Consider the following 18586-nt stretch of genomic DNA (forward strand, 5'->3'; position numbering starts at 1 on the left):
GGGGGCACGGACGTGCGTAATAAACGGCGCGAGCCTACTACCGACGCGCGGCTATCTCGAAGAGCCGTCCGGAGGATGAACTTCCGCTTGAGTGGCGAGAGATACGGAGTTGTCCGGCCATTGCGGGAGATTGCCTCCCGCGATCCCCGCGCCGGGCGACGGAACCGCTCCAGGCGGATCACCGGCCAGTTGGCCGAAATTATCTGGTCCTCGGGAATCTTCGGGACGTGCAGTTCGTCCTTGTACCTGGGAGACGGGGCGGAATCGGCCACAGGAGCCGCATCCCGCGCCGGGGCTGCGTGAAACAGCGCAAGCCGGGCAATCACAGGGGAGCCGTGCGGTCCGGGCACGGGGCAGGCGGTCTGCTGGGGATGGGGAGTGACACGTTGATGGGCACGGCGGAGCGGCATCAGACGCACCGGGGCGGTGTGGCGGCACAGGGGGCGAAGCTGCGGGGCCCCGGAGCACCGGAGCAGCACATCGCGGCGGCCGTGCCGCCGCAGGCGCGGCCGTTGTGGGTGGAGGAGCCGGCCCGGCGGCGCCGGCTGCCCGATCCGGTGCGGACCTCGGCGGTGCGGGCGGTGCTCTTCATCGCGGTGACGCTGATACAGGCGATGGTGGCCTTCCTGTGCACCATGGCGGGCTCGTGGCTGGCCTTCCCCATGGTCATCAGCAGCGTGGTCAGCACCATCGCGGCCACCTGGGGCGCGCTCGACGTCTGGGTGACGCGTCAGGTCTGGAACCAGCGCAACGGCGTGGTGTCGACGCCGAGCAGCACGGCCCGCGCCCTGCGGCGCGAGCGGCGCCGCGCCCGGCGCCAGGCCAGGGCCGCGGAGCGCGCCCAGGCGCGGATACGCAGGCGGGGCGGTGCCGGACGGCTGTCCCATCCCTGAATCCCCGGGCGGCGGAACCCCTGGGCGGCGACCGACTCCCCGAGAGGCGTCCGTTCAGGACAGAAGGGGCGGGCAGCCGCGCCGGGTCCGTCCCACCGCCCCGCCCCGTCGCTACGGAGCGCTGGGCGTCGGCCGTTTGAACATCCGGGTCGCTGTGATCTCGCTGTGCACCGCTTCGCCCTCTCCGGCCGGGGCCGGCTGCGGAAGGCCGGGGCGCAGATGTTCCTCCACCCTGATGTACTTCAGGCCGGCCCTGAGGTCGGCGTCGTTGCGCAGCCGGATGACCAGCGGGAACTCGGCGAGCGCGGTGGTGTCGAACAGGCCGGTGGTGTAAAGGAGCTGGACGCCCAGCGCGTCGGACACCGCCCGCTGGAGCTCCAGCAGGTAGGTCGCGTTGGCGCGGCCGATGGGGTTGTCCAGGAACAGCGTGCCGGCGTGCCGGTGCCTGTCGCGGCCCCGGTCGTTGCTCCTGAGCGCCGCCATCGTGCAGTACAGGGCGATGGCCGCGGTCAGCAGCTGGCCGCCGGAGAACACGTCGCCCATCTGCCCGACGGGGACGCGCTCGGCGCGCAGCACGGCATCCGGCTTGAGGATCTCCACCGCGACGCCCTTGGGCTCGAGGGCGGCCGCGACCCCGCGCAGCAGCAGGGACACGCCGTCGCGCCGCAGGTCGGAGTTCTTCTTCACGGCCGCCCGGGTGGCCTCGTCGATGACCTCGCCGAGCCGCTCGGTGAGCGTGGCCTGGTCGGGCTCCTCGAAGCGGATGCGCAGGAATTCCTGCCCGGACCACTCGCCGAGCCCCTCGGGCAGCCGGGACAGCCGCTGGGCGGAGTGCAGCGTCGCCAGCGCTGACTCGACCAGGCCCCGCAGCCGGTCCACGATCGAGTCACGGTTGCGCTCCAGCTGCGCCAACTCGTCGGTGAGGACACGCAGTCGGGGCGCGAAGGCGTCCGCCCAGCGCTGTGCGTGCTCGGGCAGCGCGGACGCGGGCAGCTCGCGGATCTGCTGGCGGGCGGGGGTGCGGACCTGCTCGTAGCGCGTGGAGTTGGCGTGCCGGACGAGGACGTCGCTCGCCTCGCGCACCGCGGCCTCGGCGGCCGACAGGTCGGCGGCGCAGCCGCGCAGCGAACGGCGGGCCTCGGCGGCGGACTGCCGGGCCTCCTCCAGGCTGCCGGGATACGGCTCGGGTTGCTCCGGTTCCTCCTCGCTCGCGTGCTCGCGCATCAGGTCACGGAGCATCGCGGCCGTCTCGTCGAACCCGCTCGCCGCGTCCTCGGCGGCGCGGTGGGCCTCCAGCAGTTCGGCGTGCGCTTCCCGTGCCTGCGTCAACGCCTCGGTGCGTGAGGCTAGTTCGGCGGTCGCCGTACGCAGCAGCGCCTGGGCGTGCTCGGCGTCGCGCGGGACCAGCTCCTCGGGCAGCCCGGTGTGCGCCTCGCCGTCCTCGGGCGCGTGCCGCTCCGTCTCGCCGCGCAGCCGGCCGAGTTGCTCGCTGGCGCTGGACACGCGGGTCTCCAGCAGCTGCACGAGTTCCTCGGCACGGGCCGCGGCGGCCTGCCGGGACGGTCCGTCGGACCCGTCGGGCGACTGCAGCAACTGCTCCGCCCGCGTGCGGACCTTGTTGCTCAACCGGTCCAGCTCGGCCCGGGCCGCGCTCTCGTCGCTCTCCGCGCGGGCCTGCTCGGCCCGCAGGTCGGCGCCGACCCCGACCTTCTCGTACACCTGCGAAGCGGCCCGGTAGGCCTCGCGCAGGGCGGGCAGGGACGTCTCGGACCGGTCTCCGTCGGTGTCCGGTACGTCGTCGGGGGCGCCGGCGATCTCGGCGCGCTCGGCGCGCAGCGCGCGGGCGGTGCGGCGGGCGTCGTCGGCGGCCCGCTGGGCGGCGCGCCGGTCCTCGTCGGCGGCGCGGGCGCGCTCCAGGCACGCCTGGGCACGGGCCTCCGACTCGGCCGCCTCGTCGGCGAGTTCACGCAGCCCCGCCTGCCAGCCGGCCCGCTCGCGCAGCCGGAAGGCGAGCCCGGCGAGGGCGTCGGCGGCGCGCCGGGCCTTCTGTGCGGTCTCCTGCCGCTCGTCGCGCATCTGGGCGGCCTCGGCGGCGGCTTCGTCGGCCTCGGCCCGGACCGTGCGCGCCTCCGCCAGCTCGGCCTCGGCCTCCTTCGCGAACACGCGCGCGTCGTGCGCGGCCCGCGCGAGTTCGGCGAGCCGTCCGGCCGGGCAGCCCGTCCGCCAGGAGGCGAGCCGCGCCGCCAGCTCCCGGTCCTTGCCGAGGCGGGCGGCGAGGGCGCGGATCTCGCCGTCCCGCTCGGTGGCCCGGGCGCGCAGTGCCTGCCGCTCCTCGTCGGCGGCGTGCTCGTCGTGCATGGCCGGGTTCGGCGGTACGAGGAACACGTCCCCTTCCCCGGCGTCGGGTGCCGGCGTCGGTGCGAGCAGGGCGGCGGCGGTGCCGACGGCCACGGCGGAGCGCGGGAGCAGGGCGGCGTCGGAGAGCGCCTCACGGGCACGCGCGTGCGTGCCGGGGTCGGTGATGATCACGCCGTCGACCAGCTCCGGCCGCGCCGCGAGGACGCGCGCGTGGTCGGCGGGGTCGACGGCCTGGGCGAGATACCGCCAGCCGGGCAGGGCCGGGATGCCGTGCTCGCCGAGGAACTCCACGGTGGCCAGCACGTCCGGGCCGGGCGGCAGCAGTCCCCCGTCGCCGAGCGCTCCGAGGATGCGGGCGTCGTCGGCGGCCACGGTGCGCAGGTCGAACAACTGCCGTTCGGCGGAGGCGACGGCGTCGTCGAGGAGTTCGCGCAGTTCGTCGGCGAAGCTGTCCAGTTCCTCGGCGGTGAGGGCCGCCTCGTCGTCCTCGGCCGCGGCGCGCGGGTGCGGGACCGCGGGCCGTACGGCGCCCCCACCGCCACCGCTGCCACTGCCACTGCCACCGCCGCTGCCGCTGCCGGACAGGCTCAGCAGTTCCGCGAGCCGCTCCTCGGCGGCCAGTGCCTCGGCGATGCGGCGCTCGGCCTCGTGGGACCGCTGGGTGGCCGTGGCGGCGTCGGCCGCGCGGGCGGCCGTCAGCTCCGCGCGGGACTCCGCGGCCGCTGCCTCGCGGGCGTGGTCCGTGGCCCTGCGGGAGGCTTCCCGGGCGGCGTCCCAGGCGGCGACGGCCGTCTTCTCCGCGTCGCTGGCCGCGAGGGCGGCGCGGGCCGGGTCGGCGTCGGGCGCGCTGTCGTCGAGCCAGCCCGCGCGGACCGCCTCGGCGGTCTCCTGCTCGACCTCCGACAGGCGCTGCCGCAGGTGCCCGGCCTCGCTGCGGGCCCGCTGCGCGTCCGTGGCGGCGGCGGTCGAGTCGCGGTACGCCGACTCGCCGACCTCCTGGAGGGCGGCGGACCGCTCCTCCTCCTCGTTGGCGAGGGCCTCGGCCCGCTCCGCGGCCGCGTGCAGGGCCCGTACCAGGTCCACGGCGGCCTTGGCGCGGGCGGCCAGGGCGGGGGCGGCGTCCCGCTCGGCCTCCTGGATGGCGGCGGCCACGCGCGCGACCCGGTCGGCGGCCGCTCGGTGGCGCAGCACGGCCTCGGCGGCCTGCCAGGCGGCGTGCAGGGTGCGCGCGTCGGCGAGTTCGCGCTTCTGCGCGGCGGCCGACTTCTCGGCCGCGGCGAGCGCCAGGGAGGCGTTGCGGTAGGCCAGTTCGGCGGCGATCAGGGCGCTGCGCCCGCGGGCGGCGTCGGAGTGCGTGACCGCGTACGCGGCGGCGGTGACGCGCTGGGCGAGGTCGGCGGCCCGGACGCGCTCCCGCACGCCCCGCGCCGACAGCCGGCGGGCCAGCGTGCGGGTGCGGCGCTCGGCGGCGGCGTGCACGTCACGCGCGCGGGCGCGGGCCTCGGCGGCCTCCACGATCCGTCCGAGCAGGTCGACCGACCCGGCGGTGAAGTCGCGTTCGGCGATCAGCTCGGCCCGGCGCCCCAGCTTGTTGCCGAAGCCGCTGACCAGGTCGGCGAGCCCGTCGGTGTCCCGGGTGTCGGTCACGGCGCGCAGCAGCAGGTCGGTGAAGTCGGAGTCCTTCTTCACCGCGAACAGGCCGGCCGCCTCGCCCTCGTCGGCGTTCATCTCGCGCTGGTAGCGGAAGAGTTCGGGGTCCAGGCCGAGGTCGCCGAGGTGCTCGATCCAGCGGTCGTGGATCTCCTCCCAGTGCACCTCCAGGTGCGGATAGGCCTTGCCCGCCTCGGTGAGGGCGTCCCGGAAACCCTTCATGGTGCGCCGGCGGCCCTGTGCGCCCGAGCTGCCCTCGACGGGCGGCCGTACGGCGGTGGACTCGGCGACGGGCAGGTTGTCGAGGCTCAGCCCGGGGCCGGGCCGGAAGGAGTACCAGGCCTCGGCGAACTTCCGCGGATCGCTGGAGACCTGGCGTCCGCGCCACTCGCTGGCCTTGCCGACGACGACGCACTCGCCGGTCTGCACGTGCTGCCACTCCAGGGCCACGTGCCCGCAGTCGTCGGCGAGGAGGAACTTGCGCAGCACGCCGGAGCTGGCGCCGCCGAGGGTGTTGCGGTGGCCCGGCAGCATCACCGAGAAGATCAGCTTCAGCAGGACCGACTTGCCGCCGCCGTTCTCCAGGAAGAGCACGCCGGCGGGCGCGGGCCGACGCGGCGGGCCGACGGGCTCGTCCTCGAAGAACTCCGCCTGGGTGGGCGCGGGGTCGGGCACGACGGCGCCCACGCCGCGCAGGTCAAGCACGGTGTCGGCGTAGCGCGCACCGGCGGGCCCGATGGAGTAGAGGCGGACCCGGGACAGCTCGTACATGGCGGACTCTCGTGAGTATGGGGGGAAGTGCGGTACTTCAGGTGCTTCAGGAGTGGAACGGCAGCCCGGCGTCGGCCACCAGCTCCAGGTCGTCGGTCTGCTCGGCGGGCAGGAGCGTCGGCGTGCCGTCGGTCACCGGGACCACGCCCAGCTCGAGCAGCTCCGCCATCGCGGCGCTGCCCGCCATGTCCCGCACCTGGAGCTGGTAGCGGGCCGTGGTGCGGTAGGTGCCGCCGTTGTCGTCGCCGGTTCGCTGCAGGAAGCCGGAGTCGGTGAGGAAGGCGACCGCCTTGCCCACGATGCCGGTCGTGGAACCGGCGAGTCTGCGCGCGTCCTTGGTGGCGCCGGTCGCGCTGCGTCTGGCCCAGACCCGCCAGGCGGCCTCCAGGCCTGGCGTGTCGGTGGCCGGGTCGGTGTTCTCGCCCTGCTCCTCGGCCCGTTCCTCCAGCCGGCGGCAGGCCTGCCGTACGAAGGTGTCGACGCCGTTGACCGTCACGCGTCCGATGTACCCGTCGTCGGCGAGGTCCTCGGGGCGCGGGAAGGCCAGGGCGGCGACGGCGAGATGGGCCAGCCCGTGCAGGAAGCGGTCCCCGCCGTCGGCCGAGGTACGACGGGCGTAGTCGCTCATGCGGACGGCGAACACCGAGTCCTCGGCGGCCGTCACGGCCATCCCCGCGCGCGGGGACACCTCGAGGACGACCAGCCCGAGGCCGGCCGCCACGGCGTCCGCGAGCCGTGCGAACGGCGGGTCCTCGCGGTAGCGGCGCAGCAGCTCCGCGTACTCCTGGTCGCGCGCGGGCTGCAGTTTGGGCTGCAGGCCGAAGGCGACGAGCCGCGCCGCGTCGGCGGCGTCGGCGGGCGTGACGGCGCCGTTCGCCGGCGGGGCCGGGGCCGGGGCGTCCGCGTCGCTCCACTCGGCGTGCTCGGTCACGGCTGTGGCTCCTTGTCGCGCTCGTGCTCACTCATGCTGCTTCCGTCCGGTCGGCCGCCATTCCCGCCGCGTCGAGCAGTGCGGTGCCGACTATCAGGTCGGCTCCGCCGAACTCCGGGTCGTCCAGTTCGGTCCCGTCGTCGACGGCGAACAGCAGCTTCTCCTCGCCCTGCCGGTAGGCCGTCCCCACCGGCGGGCTGGCGGCGTGCACGGCCAGCAGCGCCACCAGGTACGGCAGGTCGGGGTCCTGCCGCCGGGCCTGCGCCAGCAGCCCGGACAGCCGGCGCGGCGCGTCGGCCGGCAGGTCCAGCAGTTCCATGGCGGCGGCGAGCTGTTCCTCACTGAAGCGGCTGTCGTCCGGGGTGGCGACGAGGTCGGGCTCCGGCATCTCGGCGCCGAGGTGCTCGCGCTCCACCGGGGGTGTCAGCAGCAGGTCGACGAGGTCGCCCACCCGCACCGACGCCGGCGTACGCAGTCCGGTCCCCCGCGTGAAGAAGGCGTCCGTGACGCGGACGGCCTGTTCCAGGGGCAACGGCATTACCGGGGATACCAGTTGGCCGTACAGGTCGATCCCGGACGTCGTCGTGGGTGTGGCGAAGGCCTGCCGGTCCTGCTCGGCGCGGAACAGCGGGCCGGCCTCCAGCAGGCGCGACTGCAGCTGGGTGTGGCGCCGGATGCAGTCCTTGACGATGTCGACGAGTTCGGCGGCGCGCCGCTTGTGCTCGGGGTCCTCGGTCTCGTCCCTGGCCTTGCGAATGTTGGTGAGGATCGCGTTCTCGTGGCGGTAGCGGTCGGCCACGTGGTCCAGGGCCTCGGCGATCATGTCCGGGACGGAGTTGAGCCAGTCCACCGCGCGGACGTTGCGCCGGGTGGCGTCCAGGGCCCTGCGCAGCGTCTCCGAGTACTGCACCGTGCGGTAACGGGCCTGTTCGGCGGCGAGCTGGGCGTCGGCGAGGCGGCCGCGGCTGATCAGTACCTCGAGCTTGACCTCGGCGGCGATCTGAGCGCTGGTGACATCGGTGTCCAGGGCGCCGACCAGGACGTTGACCGCCTCGTCGGTGGTGCGCAGGTAGACGGTGCCGCCGGGGCCCGGGACCTCCTCGACCAGCTTGAAGTCGTAGTCGCGGCGGACGTAGCTGCCGTCCGGCGCGAAGGTGCCGTACACGGCGCGGAAGCCGCGGTCGACGCTGCCGACGTTGATCAGGTTCTCCAGGACCCAGCGGGCCACGCGCTCGTGCTCGGCGGCCGGGCGCTGCGGGGCCTGCGCGGCGATGCGGGGGACGAGGCGGGCGACGATCTGCTCGTGGTCGGCGCCGGTGTCGAAGTCCATGTTCAGGGTGACCAGGTCGATGGCGGCCAGGGCCACCTCCGCCATGCCGTAGACCGAGTACTCGCCCGCGAGGCTGCCCTTGCGGGCGTCCAGGTCGTGCAGCGGGGCGGTGCAGGCGAGCGCGCGCAGCCGCCGCGCCAGTCCCTCGTCGGCGGCCGGGCCCGGCGCGGGGCGCGGCCCCGCGCTGAGCTGGGGCGGAACGCTGTCCGTCGATGCTGGCGAAGTCACGGTGCACAGACTAGGTCCTAGGTCTGACAACGGCCCAAACGGCACAGACGCAGCCCATGGTCCCGGTCACACCGTGGCGGGCGTCGTCTCAGCCGTCGTCGCCGACCCGGCGCCGGTAGACCTCGACGACCCGCTCCAGGGAGTCCCGCAGGTACACCGCGAGCAGCCTCTCGGCCTCGCCCCGGTCGCCCTCCCGCAACGCCTGGAGGATCTGCAGGTTGCGGGCCAGGTAGGGCTCGTGCAGGCGCCTGGGCTCGTCCACGACGTGGAAGGCGAGGCGGAGTTCGGCGAAGACGCTGCGCATCAGCTCGTCGGTGCGGGCGCTGCCGGCGAGCGCGACAAGTTCCCGGTGGAAGTGGATGTTGGCGGTACCCAGGCCTTTCCAGTCATCTTCGCGCGCGGCCCGCTGCCCCTCCTCGACCGCCTCGGTGAGCGCGTCCAGAGCGTAGGGCGGCTCGCCGAGGCCGCGGACGACGGCGCACTCGACGAGGCCGCGGGTGCGGTAGATGTCCTCCACGTCCTCCACGGTCAGGACCCGCACGAACACGCCCCGGTTGAGCTCGTGGACGAGCAGCCGCTCGTGCGTGAGCAGCCGGAACGCCTCGCGCAGCGTGTTGCGGGAGACGCCGAGCGCGCCGCCGATGCTGTCCTCCGACAGCCTCGTGCCGGGCGGGAAGAACCCCTCGGCGATGCGGCTTCGGAGGATGTCCGAGACCCGCTCCGCGGTGCTGGTGCGCCCCAGGAGGGCCCGGTCCTCGGCGAGTGAGGTCAGCTGCTCTGCCATGCCGGAATTCAATCGCAGAGAACAAGAACGAAACAACACGGGTATTGAGGGATCGTTGAACAATCCTCTACGGTGCTCTCTGCGTGGCGCCGTTCCCTCAGTACGGCGCCACCGCTTCTCGCACACGCACGGCACGGCTCGGTTCCCGCACCCTTCGTCCTCCCTCTGCGAGGTGCCCATGAGCACGACCCCTCCTCCACAGGCCCTGGCCACCGGCCCACGGGCCGCCGAACCCACCGGTCATGACGGAGCGCTGGGCTGGCTGCGCGCGCTCGGCCCACGCGGCCGCCGCGCCTTCGCCGGCGCGTTCGGCGGCTATGCCCTGGACTCGTACGACTACTTCACGCTGCCGCTGAGCATGGTCGCGCTGGCCGCGTACTTCGGCCTGGACAGCGGTCAGACCGGTCTGTTCACGACCGTCACGCTCGTGGTCTCCGCGGTCGGCGGCGCCCTCGCGGGCGTGGTGGCGGACCGGGTGGGCCGGGTCAGGGCGCTGATGATCACGGTGATCACGTACGCCGTCTTCACCGTCGCCTGCGGTTTCGCGCCGAACTACGAGACGCTGCTGGTCTTCCGGGCTCTCCAGGGCCTCGGCTTCGGCGGCGAGTGGGCGGTCGGCGCGATCCTCGTCGCCGAGTACGCGAGCGCCCGGCACCGCGGCCGTACGCTCGGCGCGATCCAGAGTTCCTGGGCCGTCGGCTGGGCGCTGGCCGCGATCGTGTACACGCTGGTCTTCTCGTTCACCGGCGACGAACTGGCCTGGCGCATCATGTTCTGGACGGGCGCGCTGCCCGCGCTGCTGGTGATCTGGATGCGGCGCCGGGTGCACGACGCCCCGCAGGCGGTCGCCGTACGCGAGCACAGCCCGCGGAGGGGCTCGTTCACGGCGATCTTCAAGCCCGGTCTGCTGCGCACCACCGTCTTCGCGGGCCTGCTGTCCACCGGCGTCCAGGGCGGCTACTACACGCTCGCCACCTGGGTGCCGACGTACCTGAAGACCGAGCGCGGCCTGTCGGTCGTCGGCACCGGCGGATATCTGACGTTCCTGATCTCCGGCGCCTTCCTCGGCTACCTGACCGGCGGCTACCTCACCGACCGGCTCGGCCGCCGGCGCAACATCTGGCTCTTCGCCCTGCTGTCGGCCGTCTGCATCCTGGCGTACGCCAACATCCCGAGCGGCGCGAACACCCTGCTGCTGGTGCTCGGCTTCCCGCTCGGGTTCTGCATGTCGGCGATCTTCAGCGGCTTCGGCTCCTACCTGAGCGAGCTGTACCCGACGGCGGTGCGCGGCACGGGTCAGGGCTTCACGTACAACACCGGACGCGCGGTGGGCGCGGTCTTCCCCACCACGGTCGGGTTCCTCGCCGACAGTTGGGGCGTGGGCGGCGCGCTGGTGTTCGGCGCGATCGGCTACGGCATCGCCGCGCTGGCGCTGCTCGGCCTGCCGGAGACGCGCGGGAAGGAGCTCGTGTGAACCGGACCGAGGACCGCCCGCTGACCCTGGTCGACGAGCAGGCGCACACGTGGAGCCCGAAATCCGCCCGGGCCCGCTTCCGCCAGGGGCTCACGGGCCCCACCGCCGGGGTCGCCGCCGGCCACACCCAGGCGAACCTGATCTCGGTGCCCGCCGAATGGGCGTACGACATGCTGCTGTTCTGCCAGCGCAACCCCAAGCCCTGCCCGGTGCTCGACGTGACGGACGCCGGCTCGTACACGACCGTCCTCGCGGACGGCGCGGATCTGCGCACCGACCTGCCGCGCTACCGGGTGTGGCAGGACGGGGAGCTGGTGGCGGAGCCCACGGACGTGCGCGCGCACTGGCGCGAGGACCTGGTGTCGTTCCTGATCGGCTGCAGCTTCACCTTCGAGTGGGCGCTGACCGGGGCGGGCGTCCCGATCCGCCATGTCGAGCAGGGCCGCAACGTGCCGATGTACGTCACCGGCCGTGCGTGCCGTCCGGCGGGGCGGCTGCACGGCCCGATGGTGGTGTCCATGCGCCCGGTGCCGCCGGAGCACCTGGCGGCGGCGATCCGGGAGAGCAGCCTGCTCCCGGCGGTGCACGGCAGCCCCGTACACTGCGGCGATCCCGCCGGGCTCGGCATCGACGACCTCGGCCGGCCCGACTTCGGCGACCCGGTGGACGCCGAGCCGGACGACATACCGGTGTTCTGGGCCTGCGGCGTGACCCCGCAGGCGGCGGTGATGGCCTCCCGTCCGCCGTTCGCCATCACCCACGCGCCGGGACAGATGTTCCTCACCGACGCCCGCGACGAGCAGTACCGCGTGGCCTGAGAACCGCGGTCCGAGAACCACGCGGCCCGAGAACCGCGCGGTCCGAGAACCGCGCGGTCCGAGAACCACGTGGCCTGAGAACCGCGTGGCCTGAGAAGGAGACACGAAGGACCCATGACGCCCATCGATCTCAACGCCGACCTCGGCGAGGGCTTCGGCCGCTGGCAGCTGACCGACGACGAACAGCTGCTGTCGGTCGTCACCAGCGCCAACGTGGCCTGCGGCTTCCACGCCGGGGACGCGGCCACCATGCGGCGGGTGTGCGAGCTGGCGGCCGAGCGCGGCGTCCGGATCGGCGCCCAGGTCTCCTACCGCGACCTCGCCGGGTTCGGGCGGCGCGCCATGGACGTACCGCCCGAGGAGCTCGCGGCGGAGGTGGCGTACCAGATCGGCGCCCTGGAGGTCTTCGCGCGTGCGGCGGGCACGCGCGTGTCCTACGTCAAGCCGCACGGCGCGCTCTACAACCGCGTCGTGCACGACGAGGAGCAGGCGGCGGCCGTCGTGGACGGCGTGCTGCTGGCCGACGCCACGCTGCCGGTGCTCGGCCTGCCCGGCTCGCGCCTGCTGGAGCTGGCCGGGAAGGCGGGGCTGGGAACCGTCACGGAGGCGTTCGCCGACCGCGCGTACACCGAGCAGGGCACGCTCGTGCCGCGCGGCCGGGACGGCGCCGTCATCACCGACCCGGAGGCCGTCGTGGAGCGCTCGGTGACGCTGGCCCGCTTCGGCACGGTCACCTCCCACTCGGGCGCCCGCGTCGACGTACGCGCGCGCTCGCTGTGCCTGCACGGGGACACGCCCGGCGCCGTGGAGCTGGCCCGGCGGGTGCGGCGGCGGCTGCAGGAGTCGGGCGTCCGGGTGGAGGCCTTCGCATGAGGGTGCTGCCCGTCGGCGACGACGCCCTGCTCGTCGAGGTGTCCTCGGACGAGGAGGCGTGGGCGCTGCACGCCGAGCTGTCGCGCCGCCGCGCCGACGGCGCGCTGTCCGCCCGCGAGATCGTCCCCGCGGCCCGCACCGTGCTCCTCGACGGACTCGACGAACCGGAGCGGCTGGCCCGGGAACTCGCCGCGTCCGACGTCCCGCCCGCTCCCCCGCGCGCGCGTGCCGCGGTCGAGATCCCGGTGCGCTACGACGGCCCCGACCTCGCCGACGTCGCCGAGCACTGGGGCGTCTCGACGCGGGAGGCGGCCCTGATCCACGCGGAGACCGAGTTCAGCGTCGCCTTCTGCGGGTTCGCGCCCGGCTTCGGCTACCTCACCGGTCTGCCGCCGCGCTACGACGTCCCGCGCCGGGCCACCCCGCGCACCGCGGTCCCGGCCGGTTCGGTGGCGCTGGCGGGCCCGTACACGGGCGTGTACCCGCGCTCGTCGCCGGGCGGCTGGCAGCTGATCGGGCGGACGGACACCGTGCTGTGGGACCCCGCGCGCGTGCCGGCCGCGCTGCTGTCGCCGGGCACGCGGGTGCGCTTCGTCCCGGTGGGGTGCCCATGACGGACCGCGCACTCGTCGTCGTCCGGGCCGGCGCGCTGACCACCGTGCAGGACCAGGGGCGCCCCGGACACGCCCACCTCGGCGTGCCCCGCTCCGGCGCGCTGGACGGGCCAACGGCGGCGCTCGTCAACCGGCTGGTCGGCAACCGGCCCGGGGCGGCCGTGCTGGAGACCACCGTCACCGGCTGCGCGCTGCGGCCGCGTTCGGCGGTCACGGTGGCCGTCGCGGGCGCCCCCTGCCCGGTCACGGTGGACGGCCGGCCGGTGGCCTGGGGCGCGCCCGTGCGGGTGCCCGCCGGCGCGGTCCTGGACGTCGGAACCGCCACTTCCGGCGTACGCGGCTACGTGGCCGTCTCCGGGGGCATAGCCGTCGAGCCGGTGCTCGGCAGCCGTTCCACGGACCTGCTGTCCGGGCTCGGCCCGGCGCCGCTCACGGACGGTGCGGTGCTGCCCCTGGGCACTCCGGAGAACCCGCACGCGCGCGTGGACGTCGCCCCGTGTCCGGCGCCGCCGGCCGAGCTGGTCCTGCGGGTGACGCCGGGACCCCGCGACGACTGGTTCACGCCGGAGGCGGTCCGCGTCTTCACCTCCCGCACGTTCCGGGTGTCTGCCGCCGGCAACCGCATCGGACTGCGTACCGAAGGACCGGTCCTGGAGCGTGCCGTGCCCGGCGAGCTGCCCAGCGAGGGCATGGTGCTGGGCGCGGTCCAGGTTCCGCCGGACGGCAGGCCCGTGGTCTTCCTGGCCGACCACCCGACCACCGGGGGATATCCGGTGATCGGGGTGGTCCGCACCGACGATCTCCCGCGGGCGGCACAGGCGGTACCGGGCACACCGGTGCGCTTCGTGACGGTACGACGGCGCTGAGGCTCAGTCCTCGGGGGAGGCACCGCGCCCCAGGTCACACGGCGTCCCCGGTCACGGCGCCCCCGGACACACGGCGCCTCCGGTCACACGGCGTCCCCGGTCACACGGCGTCCGCGCGTTCCGCCGCCGACAGCGCGGCCAGGGCCGCCGACACCGCCGCCGACGCCCGCGCGTCGAGGCGGGCGCCGGTGCCCCGCGCGCGGTGGCGCGTCTCGTCGGCGGCCAGCCGCAGCAACTGCGGCAGCAGGTCGGTGCACCGCCGGGCCACCCAGCCGGTGCCCGAGGTGGCCAGCCAGCGCAGGTTCGCCGCCCGGCTGGGCGCCGGAGATTCCGGTTCGGCCGAGGGCGCGGCCCCCGTCGCCAGGCCGGCCTCGGCGAGCAGTGCGTGAAAACGCACGGCCAGCGCCCGGTGGCCCCGCTCGCCGGGATGGAGCCGGTCCACGCTCCACATCGCGCGGTCGGTGAGCCAGCCGCCCTCGCACGCGTGCAGGTGCACGGCGCCGTACCGGTCGGACAGGGCGTGGACGACCCGGTTGACCGCGCGTTGCCGCCGGGCCAGCGGACGGGCCAGCGCTCCCGGCAGCCCGAGCATCGCGCCGGGATCGGGCAGGCAGGCCGTGAGCAGCACCGCGCCCCGGCCGGTGAACGCGGCGTACACCTCGTCGAGCCGTTCGGCCACGGCGCGGATGTCGAAGGTGCGGCGCAGGGTGTCGTTGACGCCGACGACCACCGACACGACGTCGGGCCGCAGGGCCAGGCCCGCGGGTGTCTGCCGCTGGAGCACCTCCCGGGTCTGGGCGCCGCTGACCGCGAGGTTGGTGAACGCCACGCCGTCCTCGGCGAGCCCGTCGGCCAGCAGCGCGGCCCAGCCGCGCCACCCGCCCCCGACGGGGTCGCCCACGCCCTCGGTCAGCGAGTCGCCGAGGGCGACGAACCGCAGGGGTGCCATGTCACGCTCCCGGCACATGCGGACGCACCGGTACCGTCGCGTCGTGCGCGGCGAGGAACGCGTCGACGGCCGTGTTCCAGCCGAAGCACTCCGCACGCGCGCGTGCGGCCTCGCGCCGTGCCCGCTCGGGGAGGTCCAGCAGCATCTCGACGGCGTCCGCGAAGGCGTCGCCCCGGTCGGCCGCGACGGCTCCCGCGGGCCCGATGACCTCGGGCAGCGCGGAGGAGACGCTGGCCACCACGGGCGTCCCGCACGCCATGGCCTCCAGCGCGGCGAGCCCGAAGGTCTCGGCGGGCCCGGGTGCCAGACACACGTCGGCGACTGCCTGCAGGGCGCCGAGCGCGCCGCGGTCGCCGACGTGCCCGAGGAAGGTGACCGGCAGCCCGCGCTCGCGCGCCCGGTGTTCGAGGCGCGGGCGCAGCGGCCCGTCCCCGGCCACCACCAGGACCGCCTTCCTGCCCCGCCGCAGCAGCACCTCCACGGCGTCCAGCGCCGTGCCGGGGCGCTTCTCGACCGACAGCCGGGTGCACGTCACGAGCAGCGTCTCGGACGTGTGCGCGTACCGGGCCCGCAGCCCCGCGTCCCGCAGTGCGGGGTGCCGTTCCACCAGGTCGACGCCCAGCGGGGCCCGTACGACGTTGCGCGCGCCGATCCGCACGAACTCCCGCTCGGCGAACTCCGTCGTGCAGACCACGCGCGCGTACGTGTGCGCCGTGCGGACGTTGAGGGCGTCGGCGGCGCGCCGCGCGGCGCCCTCCGGCACGCCCCAGGTGCGCAGCACGCCGTCCGCCGTCTCGTGGGACACCATCACGGCGGGCACCCGGGCGCGCCGGGCCCATTTGCCGGTCCACCGGAGGGTCGTGCGGTCGGACACCTCCAGGCGGTCGGGCGCCAGTTCCTCCAGCAGCCGTGCCACGCGCCGCTTGTCGGTGAGCACGCGGTATCCGCCGGTGCCCGGCAGGAGCGGCCCGGGCAGGGTGATCACCCGCCCCTGCTCGGTCTCCCGGTCGTCGGCGCGTTCGCCCGGCACCACGAGCACCGGGTCGTGCCCGGCGGCCCGGAAGCCCTTGCCCAGTTCCCGCAGGGCGGTGCGCAGCCCGCCGGACGCGGGTGCGACGAAGTTGGCCAGCCGCACGATCCGCAGCGAGGTCATGCCGCCACCGCCGTTCTGCGGGCGGCGAGCACGGCACGGTAGTGCTCGATCAGCTGGTCGCCGACGGCCGCCCAGGTGCGCCCCTCGACGGTGGCGCGCGCGGCGGCGCCGTAGGCGGCCCGTGTGCCGGGTTCGGCGGCCAGGGCCCGTACGGCGTCCCGTACCGCGTCCGCGTCGCGCGGTGGCACCAGGAGCCCGGTGCTCCCGTGGTCGACCAGGTCGAGGGGTCCGCCGGCCGCGGGCGCCACGACGGGCACGCCGCTCGCCATGGCCTCCTGCACGGTCTGGCAGAAGGTCTCGAAGGGACCCGTGTGCACGAAGACGTCGAGCGAGGCGAAGATCCGGGCGAGGTCCTCGCCGGTGCGACGGCCCAGGAAGACGGCGCCCGGCAGTTGCTGCCGCAGCCCGGGCAGGCTCGGCCCGTCGCCCGTCACCACGACGCGGACGCCCGGCAGGCCGCAGACACCGGCCAGCAGTTCGACCTGCTTCTCGGGGGCGAGCCGCCCGACGTAGCCGACGATCAGCTCGCCGTCCGGGGCGAGTTCCCGGCGCAGCGCCTCGTCGCGCAGGTCGGGGCGGAAGCGGACGGTGTCCACGCCGCGCTGCCACAGCCGCACCCGGGGCACGCCGTGCGCCTGCAGGTCGTCCAGGGCCGCGCTGGAGGGCGCGAGGGTGAGGTCGGCCGCGGAGTGGACGGAGCGGATGCGCCGCCAGGCGGCGGCCTCGCCGGCGCCCATGTAGGTGCGGGCGTATCCGGCCAGGTCGGTCTGGTAGACGGCCACGGCGGGCACGCCGAACCGGGCCGCGGCGGCCATGCCGCGGACGCCGAGGACGAAGGGGCTGGCCAGGTGGACGACGTCGGCACGGTGCTCGACGAGGGCCGCGGCGAGGCGCCTGCTGGGCAGGGCGACGCGCACCTGGGGGTAGCCGGGCAGCGGGAGGGAGGGGACGCGGACGACGGGGCACGGCGCGAGGGCGTCGAACGTGTTCCCGTCGGACTTGGTACCGGGAGCGGGGGCGGGGGCGACGACGACAGGGGTGTGACCGCGATCTACGAGGTGCCGGGCGGTCTGGAGCGCGCAGTGTGCCACGCCGTTCACGTCTGGGGGAAAGGATTCGGTCACGATGACGACACGCATACGGGTGTTCTCGCCGGACCGGACGTGCCCGCGTCAACGTGGATCTTTCCGGGCGAGGAACGTCCCATGAGCGTTGCGGGCCGCACCCGCGCGGGTCAGGCCGTGTCCACGACCGCCTGACCCGCGGGTCACCCGTCGTTCATCCGCGGACCGCGCCGGCACCCGGTCCGCTGCCGCACGACCCGCTCCCGAGCCCGCTCCCGAGCCCGCTCCCGTTCCCGAGCCCGCTCCCAGGTCCCCGTTCACCCGCCGAGGCTCACACGCCGGCTCCGTCGGGTCCGATGCGGCTGCGTACGGCGGTCTGGACCTCGGCCTCCTCGGCCGGGTCGGCGGCGAGCCGGCGGAGTTGTTCGACGACGCGGGCGTCTCCGGTCTCGGCGTGCCGGGCGGCGATCTCGCGGGTGGACTCCTCGCAGTCCCACAGGCACTCGACGGCGAAGCCGGCCGGGAAGGAGGGGTCGGTGGCGGCCAGGGCGCGGGCGGCCCGGCCCCGCAGATGGGAGGAGGCGGTCTCGCGGTAGATGTGGCGGAGCACGGGGGCGGCGCAGGCGATGCCGAGCCGGCCGGTGCCGTCGACGAGGGTCCACAGCGTGGGCGCGTCGGGTCCCTCGCCGCGTACGGCCTCGCGGAGCGCCCCGAGGACGAGGTCCTTGTCGCGGGTCCCGCCCCGGCAGGCGAGGACCCGGCCGGCGGCGGCGCCCAGCGGGTCGGGCCGGTGGGCCCAGCCGCGTGCCCGGTCGACGGCGGCGACAGCGCTCATCCGCTCGAAGGCGTCCACGGCGGCCTCCGCGACGGCCGCCGAGCCGGTGACCACCGCGCCCTCGATCAGGTCCAGGGCGGCTGGATCGTTGCGGTCGGCGAGGTAGCGCAGGGCGGCGCAGCGGGCTCCGTCGGCGCCGCCGGCGGCGGCGCGCAGGATCTCGGGCCGGTCCTCGGGACCCGCCACGGCCATGAGGCAGCGGGCGGCGGGGACGTGCAGCGCGGCACCGCGTTCGGTGCCCTGCTGAGCCCAGTCGAGGACGGCCCGCACGCTCCACCCTGGACGGGGCCCGGCCGGTCGCATCTGCCGCTGCCAGCGGTCGAAACAGCCGGCCTCCTGGGCGGCACGCACGCGCGTGGCGACGGATTCCCGGGGATCCTCGGCCCACAGCCGCCATGGCCGGGGCTCGAACGCGTCACGCACGGCGACGGCCAGCTCGGCCTCGCCCTCCGGGTCGGTGGCGAAGCGCGCCAGCACGGGCGCCGCGAGGGCCCGCAGGCCGGCGTCGTCGTCGCGCAGCGCCAGCTCGTCCAGGGCCCAGGCCCAGTTGGAGCCGGAGGCCGCGTATCTGCGCAGCAGCTGGAGGGCGTCCCGCCTGCCGTAGGAGGCGAGGTGACCGAGCACGGCCAGCGCGAGGCCGGTGCGGGACTCGTCGGTGTCGAAGACGTCCTCGGTGTCGAAGAGGTGTGCCTCGATCTCGTCCAGCTCGCCGTTGAGGTCGAGGAAGAGACGGGCGTAGTAGAGGGAGCGGTTCTCCACCTGCCAGTCGTGGCGGGGGTCGCGCAGCACACAGTGGTTCAGGGCCGCCAGCGCTTCCGCGCGGGGGGCGGTGAGTGCGTGCAGCGTCCCGTCGCCGCGGCCCCGCTGAAGCAGGCCGAGCAGGGTACCGCTGGGCGCTATGACCGGATCGAACATGGGAAACAGCCTCACATCAAGCGTCGACGCAACCGGGGACGTGCACTACCTGGCCGCGTGACAACACGTCGGGGCGCCCG

Annotated in this window: 14 protein-coding genes; 6 read left to right on the forward strand and 8 right to left on the reverse strand. The window is 75.1% G+C overall.

From position 1 onward, the window contains the following. The first annotated feature begins 389 nt into the window (after positions 1–389). On the forward strand, positions 390–893 hold the full coding sequence (locus tag ACZ5GT_RS25195; protein ID WP_469030328.1) for a hypothetical protein: 504 nt from the start codon (positions 390–392) through the stop codon (positions 891–893). 111 nt (positions 894–1004) lie between these two features. Here the strand turns inward: ACZ5GT_RS25195 and ACZ5GT_RS25200 are convergent, their stop codons facing one another. The 4 genes from ACZ5GT_RS25200 to ACZ5GT_RS25215 form a co-directional block, all read right to left on the reverse strand. Beyond that, a complete protein-coding gene (locus ACZ5GT_RS25200) occupies positions 1005–5672 on the reverse strand; it encodes a hypothetical protein (protein WP_469030331.1) in 4668 nt (1555 codons plus the stop codon). 46 nt (positions 5673–5718) lie between these two features. After that, positions 5719–6603, reverse strand: coding sequence for a hypothetical protein (locus ACZ5GT_RS25205; RefSeq protein ID WP_469030334.1), 885 nt, complete (start codon positions 6601–6603; stop codon positions 5719–5721). Between the two features lie 31 nt (positions 6604–6634). After that, a complete protein-coding gene (locus ACZ5GT_RS25210) occupies positions 6635–8161 on the reverse strand; it encodes a hypothetical protein (protein ID WP_469030337.1) in 1527 nt (508 codons plus the stop codon). Positions 8162–8249: 88 nt separating this feature from the next. Beyond that, positions 8250–8945, reverse strand: coding sequence for a GntR family transcriptional regulator (locus ACZ5GT_RS25215; protein ID WP_469030340.1), 696 nt, complete (start codon positions 8943–8945; stop codon positions 8250–8252). Positions 8946–9123: 178 nt separating this feature from the next. On the opposite strand from ACZ5GT_RS25215, the gene ACZ5GT_RS25220 reads away from it, so the two are divergent. The 5 genes from ACZ5GT_RS25220 (at position 9124) to ACZ5GT_RS25240 (ending at position 13590) form a co-directional block, all read left to right on the forward strand. After that, positions 9124–10419, forward strand: a complete 1296-nt coding sequence (locus ACZ5GT_RS25220; protein WP_469030345.1) for an MFS transporter — start codon at positions 9124–9126, stop codon at positions 10417–10419. Beyond that, positions 10416–11237, forward strand: coding sequence for a putative hydro-lyase (locus ACZ5GT_RS25225; RefSeq protein ID WP_469030348.1), 822 nt, complete (start codon positions 10416–10418; stop codon positions 11235–11237). The genes ACZ5GT_RS25220 and ACZ5GT_RS25225 overlap by 4 nt, the downstream gene beginning before the upstream one ends. Positions 11238–11351: 114 nt before the next feature. Beyond that, entirely contained in the window at positions 11352–12110 is a 759-nt protein-coding gene (locus ACZ5GT_RS25230) for a LamB/YcsF family protein (protein WP_469030353.1), read from the forward strand. Beyond that, positions 12107–12724, forward strand: coding sequence for a 5-oxoprolinase subunit PxpB (gene pxpB, locus ACZ5GT_RS25235; protein WP_469030361.1), 618 nt, complete (start codon positions 12107–12109; stop codon positions 12722–12724). The genes ACZ5GT_RS25230 and pxpB overlap by 4 nt, the downstream gene beginning before the upstream one ends. Further along, positions 12721–13590: a 5-oxoprolinase subunit C family protein gene (locus ACZ5GT_RS25240; RefSeq protein ID WP_469030364.1), complete on the forward strand. Its 870-nt coding sequence runs from the start codon at positions 12721–12723 to the stop codon at positions 13588–13590. Before pxpB ends, ACZ5GT_RS25240 begins: the two co-directional genes overlap by 4 nt. A 100-nt stretch (positions 13591–13690) precedes the next feature. On the opposite strand, the gene ACZ5GT_RS25245 is transcribed toward ACZ5GT_RS25240, so the two are convergent. The 4 genes from ACZ5GT_RS25245 to ACZ5GT_RS25260 form a co-directional block, all read right to left on the reverse strand. Next, on the reverse strand, positions 13691–14539 hold the full coding sequence (locus ACZ5GT_RS25245; protein WP_469030369.1) for an SGNH/GDSL hydrolase family protein: 849 nt from the start codon (positions 14537–14539) through the stop codon (positions 13691–13693). Position 14540: 1 nt separating this feature from the next. Further along, positions 14541–15692, reverse strand: a complete 1152-nt coding sequence (locus ACZ5GT_RS25250; RefSeq protein ID WP_469030374.1) for a glycosyltransferase — start codon at positions 15690–15692, stop codon at positions 14541–14543. Next, positions 15689–16831: a glycosyltransferase family 4 protein gene (locus ACZ5GT_RS25255; RefSeq protein ID WP_469030380.1), complete on the reverse strand. Its 1143-nt coding sequence runs from the start codon at positions 16829–16831 to the stop codon at positions 15689–15691. The genes ACZ5GT_RS25250 and ACZ5GT_RS25255 overlap by 4 nt, the downstream gene beginning before the upstream one ends. 256 nt (positions 16832–17087) lie before the next feature. After that, positions 17088–18506, reverse strand: coding sequence for a HEAT repeat domain-containing protein (locus ACZ5GT_RS25260; RefSeq protein ID WP_469030383.1), 1419 nt, complete (start codon positions 18504–18506; stop codon positions 17088–17090). Positions 18507–18586: the final 80 nt, after the last annotated feature.

The organism is Streptomyces sp. NPDC031340 (assembly GCF_055569945.1).

What these genes read in the sequence shown, in the direction of transcription:
- ACZ5GT_RS25220 (WP_469030345.1), top strand. Translation starts at nt 9,124, where the DNA reads ATGAGCACGACCCCTCCTCCACAGGCCCTGGCCACCGGCCCACGGGCC.
- ACZ5GT_RS25215 (WP_469030340.1), bottom strand. Translation starts at nt 8,945, where the DNA reads ATGGCAGAGCAGCTGACCTCACTCGCCGAGGACCGGGCCCTCCTGGGG.
- ACZ5GT_RS25255 (WP_469030380.1), bottom strand. Translation starts at nt 16,831, where the DNA reads ATGCGTGTCGTCATCGTGACCGAATCCTTTCCCCCAGACGTGAACGGC.
- ACZ5GT_RS25245 (WP_469030369.1), bottom strand. Translation starts at nt 14,539, where the DNA reads ATGGCACCCCTGCGGTTCGTCGCCCTCGGCGACTCGCTGACCGAGGGC.
- pxpB (WP_469030361.1), top strand. Translation starts at nt 12,107, where the DNA reads ATGAGGGTGCTGCCCGTCGGCGACGACGCCCTGCTCGTCGAGGTGTCC.
- ACZ5GT_RS25200 (WP_469030331.1), bottom strand. Translation starts at nt 5,672, where the DNA reads ATGTACGAGCTGTCCCGGGTCCGCCTCTACTCCATCGGGCCCGCCGGT.
- ACZ5GT_RS25250 (WP_469030374.1), bottom strand. Translation starts at nt 15,692, where the DNA reads ATGACCTCGCTGCGGATCGTGCGGCTGGCCAACTTCGTCGCACCCGCG.
- ACZ5GT_RS25195 (WP_469030328.1), top strand. Translation starts at nt 390, where the DNA reads ATGGGCACGGCGGAGCGGCATCAGACGCACCGGGGCGGTGTGGCGGCA.
- ACZ5GT_RS25260 (WP_469030383.1), bottom strand. Translation starts at nt 18,506, where the DNA reads ATGTTCGATCCGGTCATAGCGCCCAGCGGTACCCTGCTCGGCCTGCTT.
- ACZ5GT_RS25240 (WP_469030364.1), top strand. Translation starts at nt 12,721, where the DNA reads ATGACGGACCGCGCACTCGTCGTCGTCCGGGCCGGCGCGCTGACCACC.
- ACZ5GT_RS25230 (WP_469030353.1), top strand. Translation starts at nt 11,352, where the DNA reads ATGACGCCCATCGATCTCAACGCCGACCTCGGCGAGGGCTTCGGCCGC.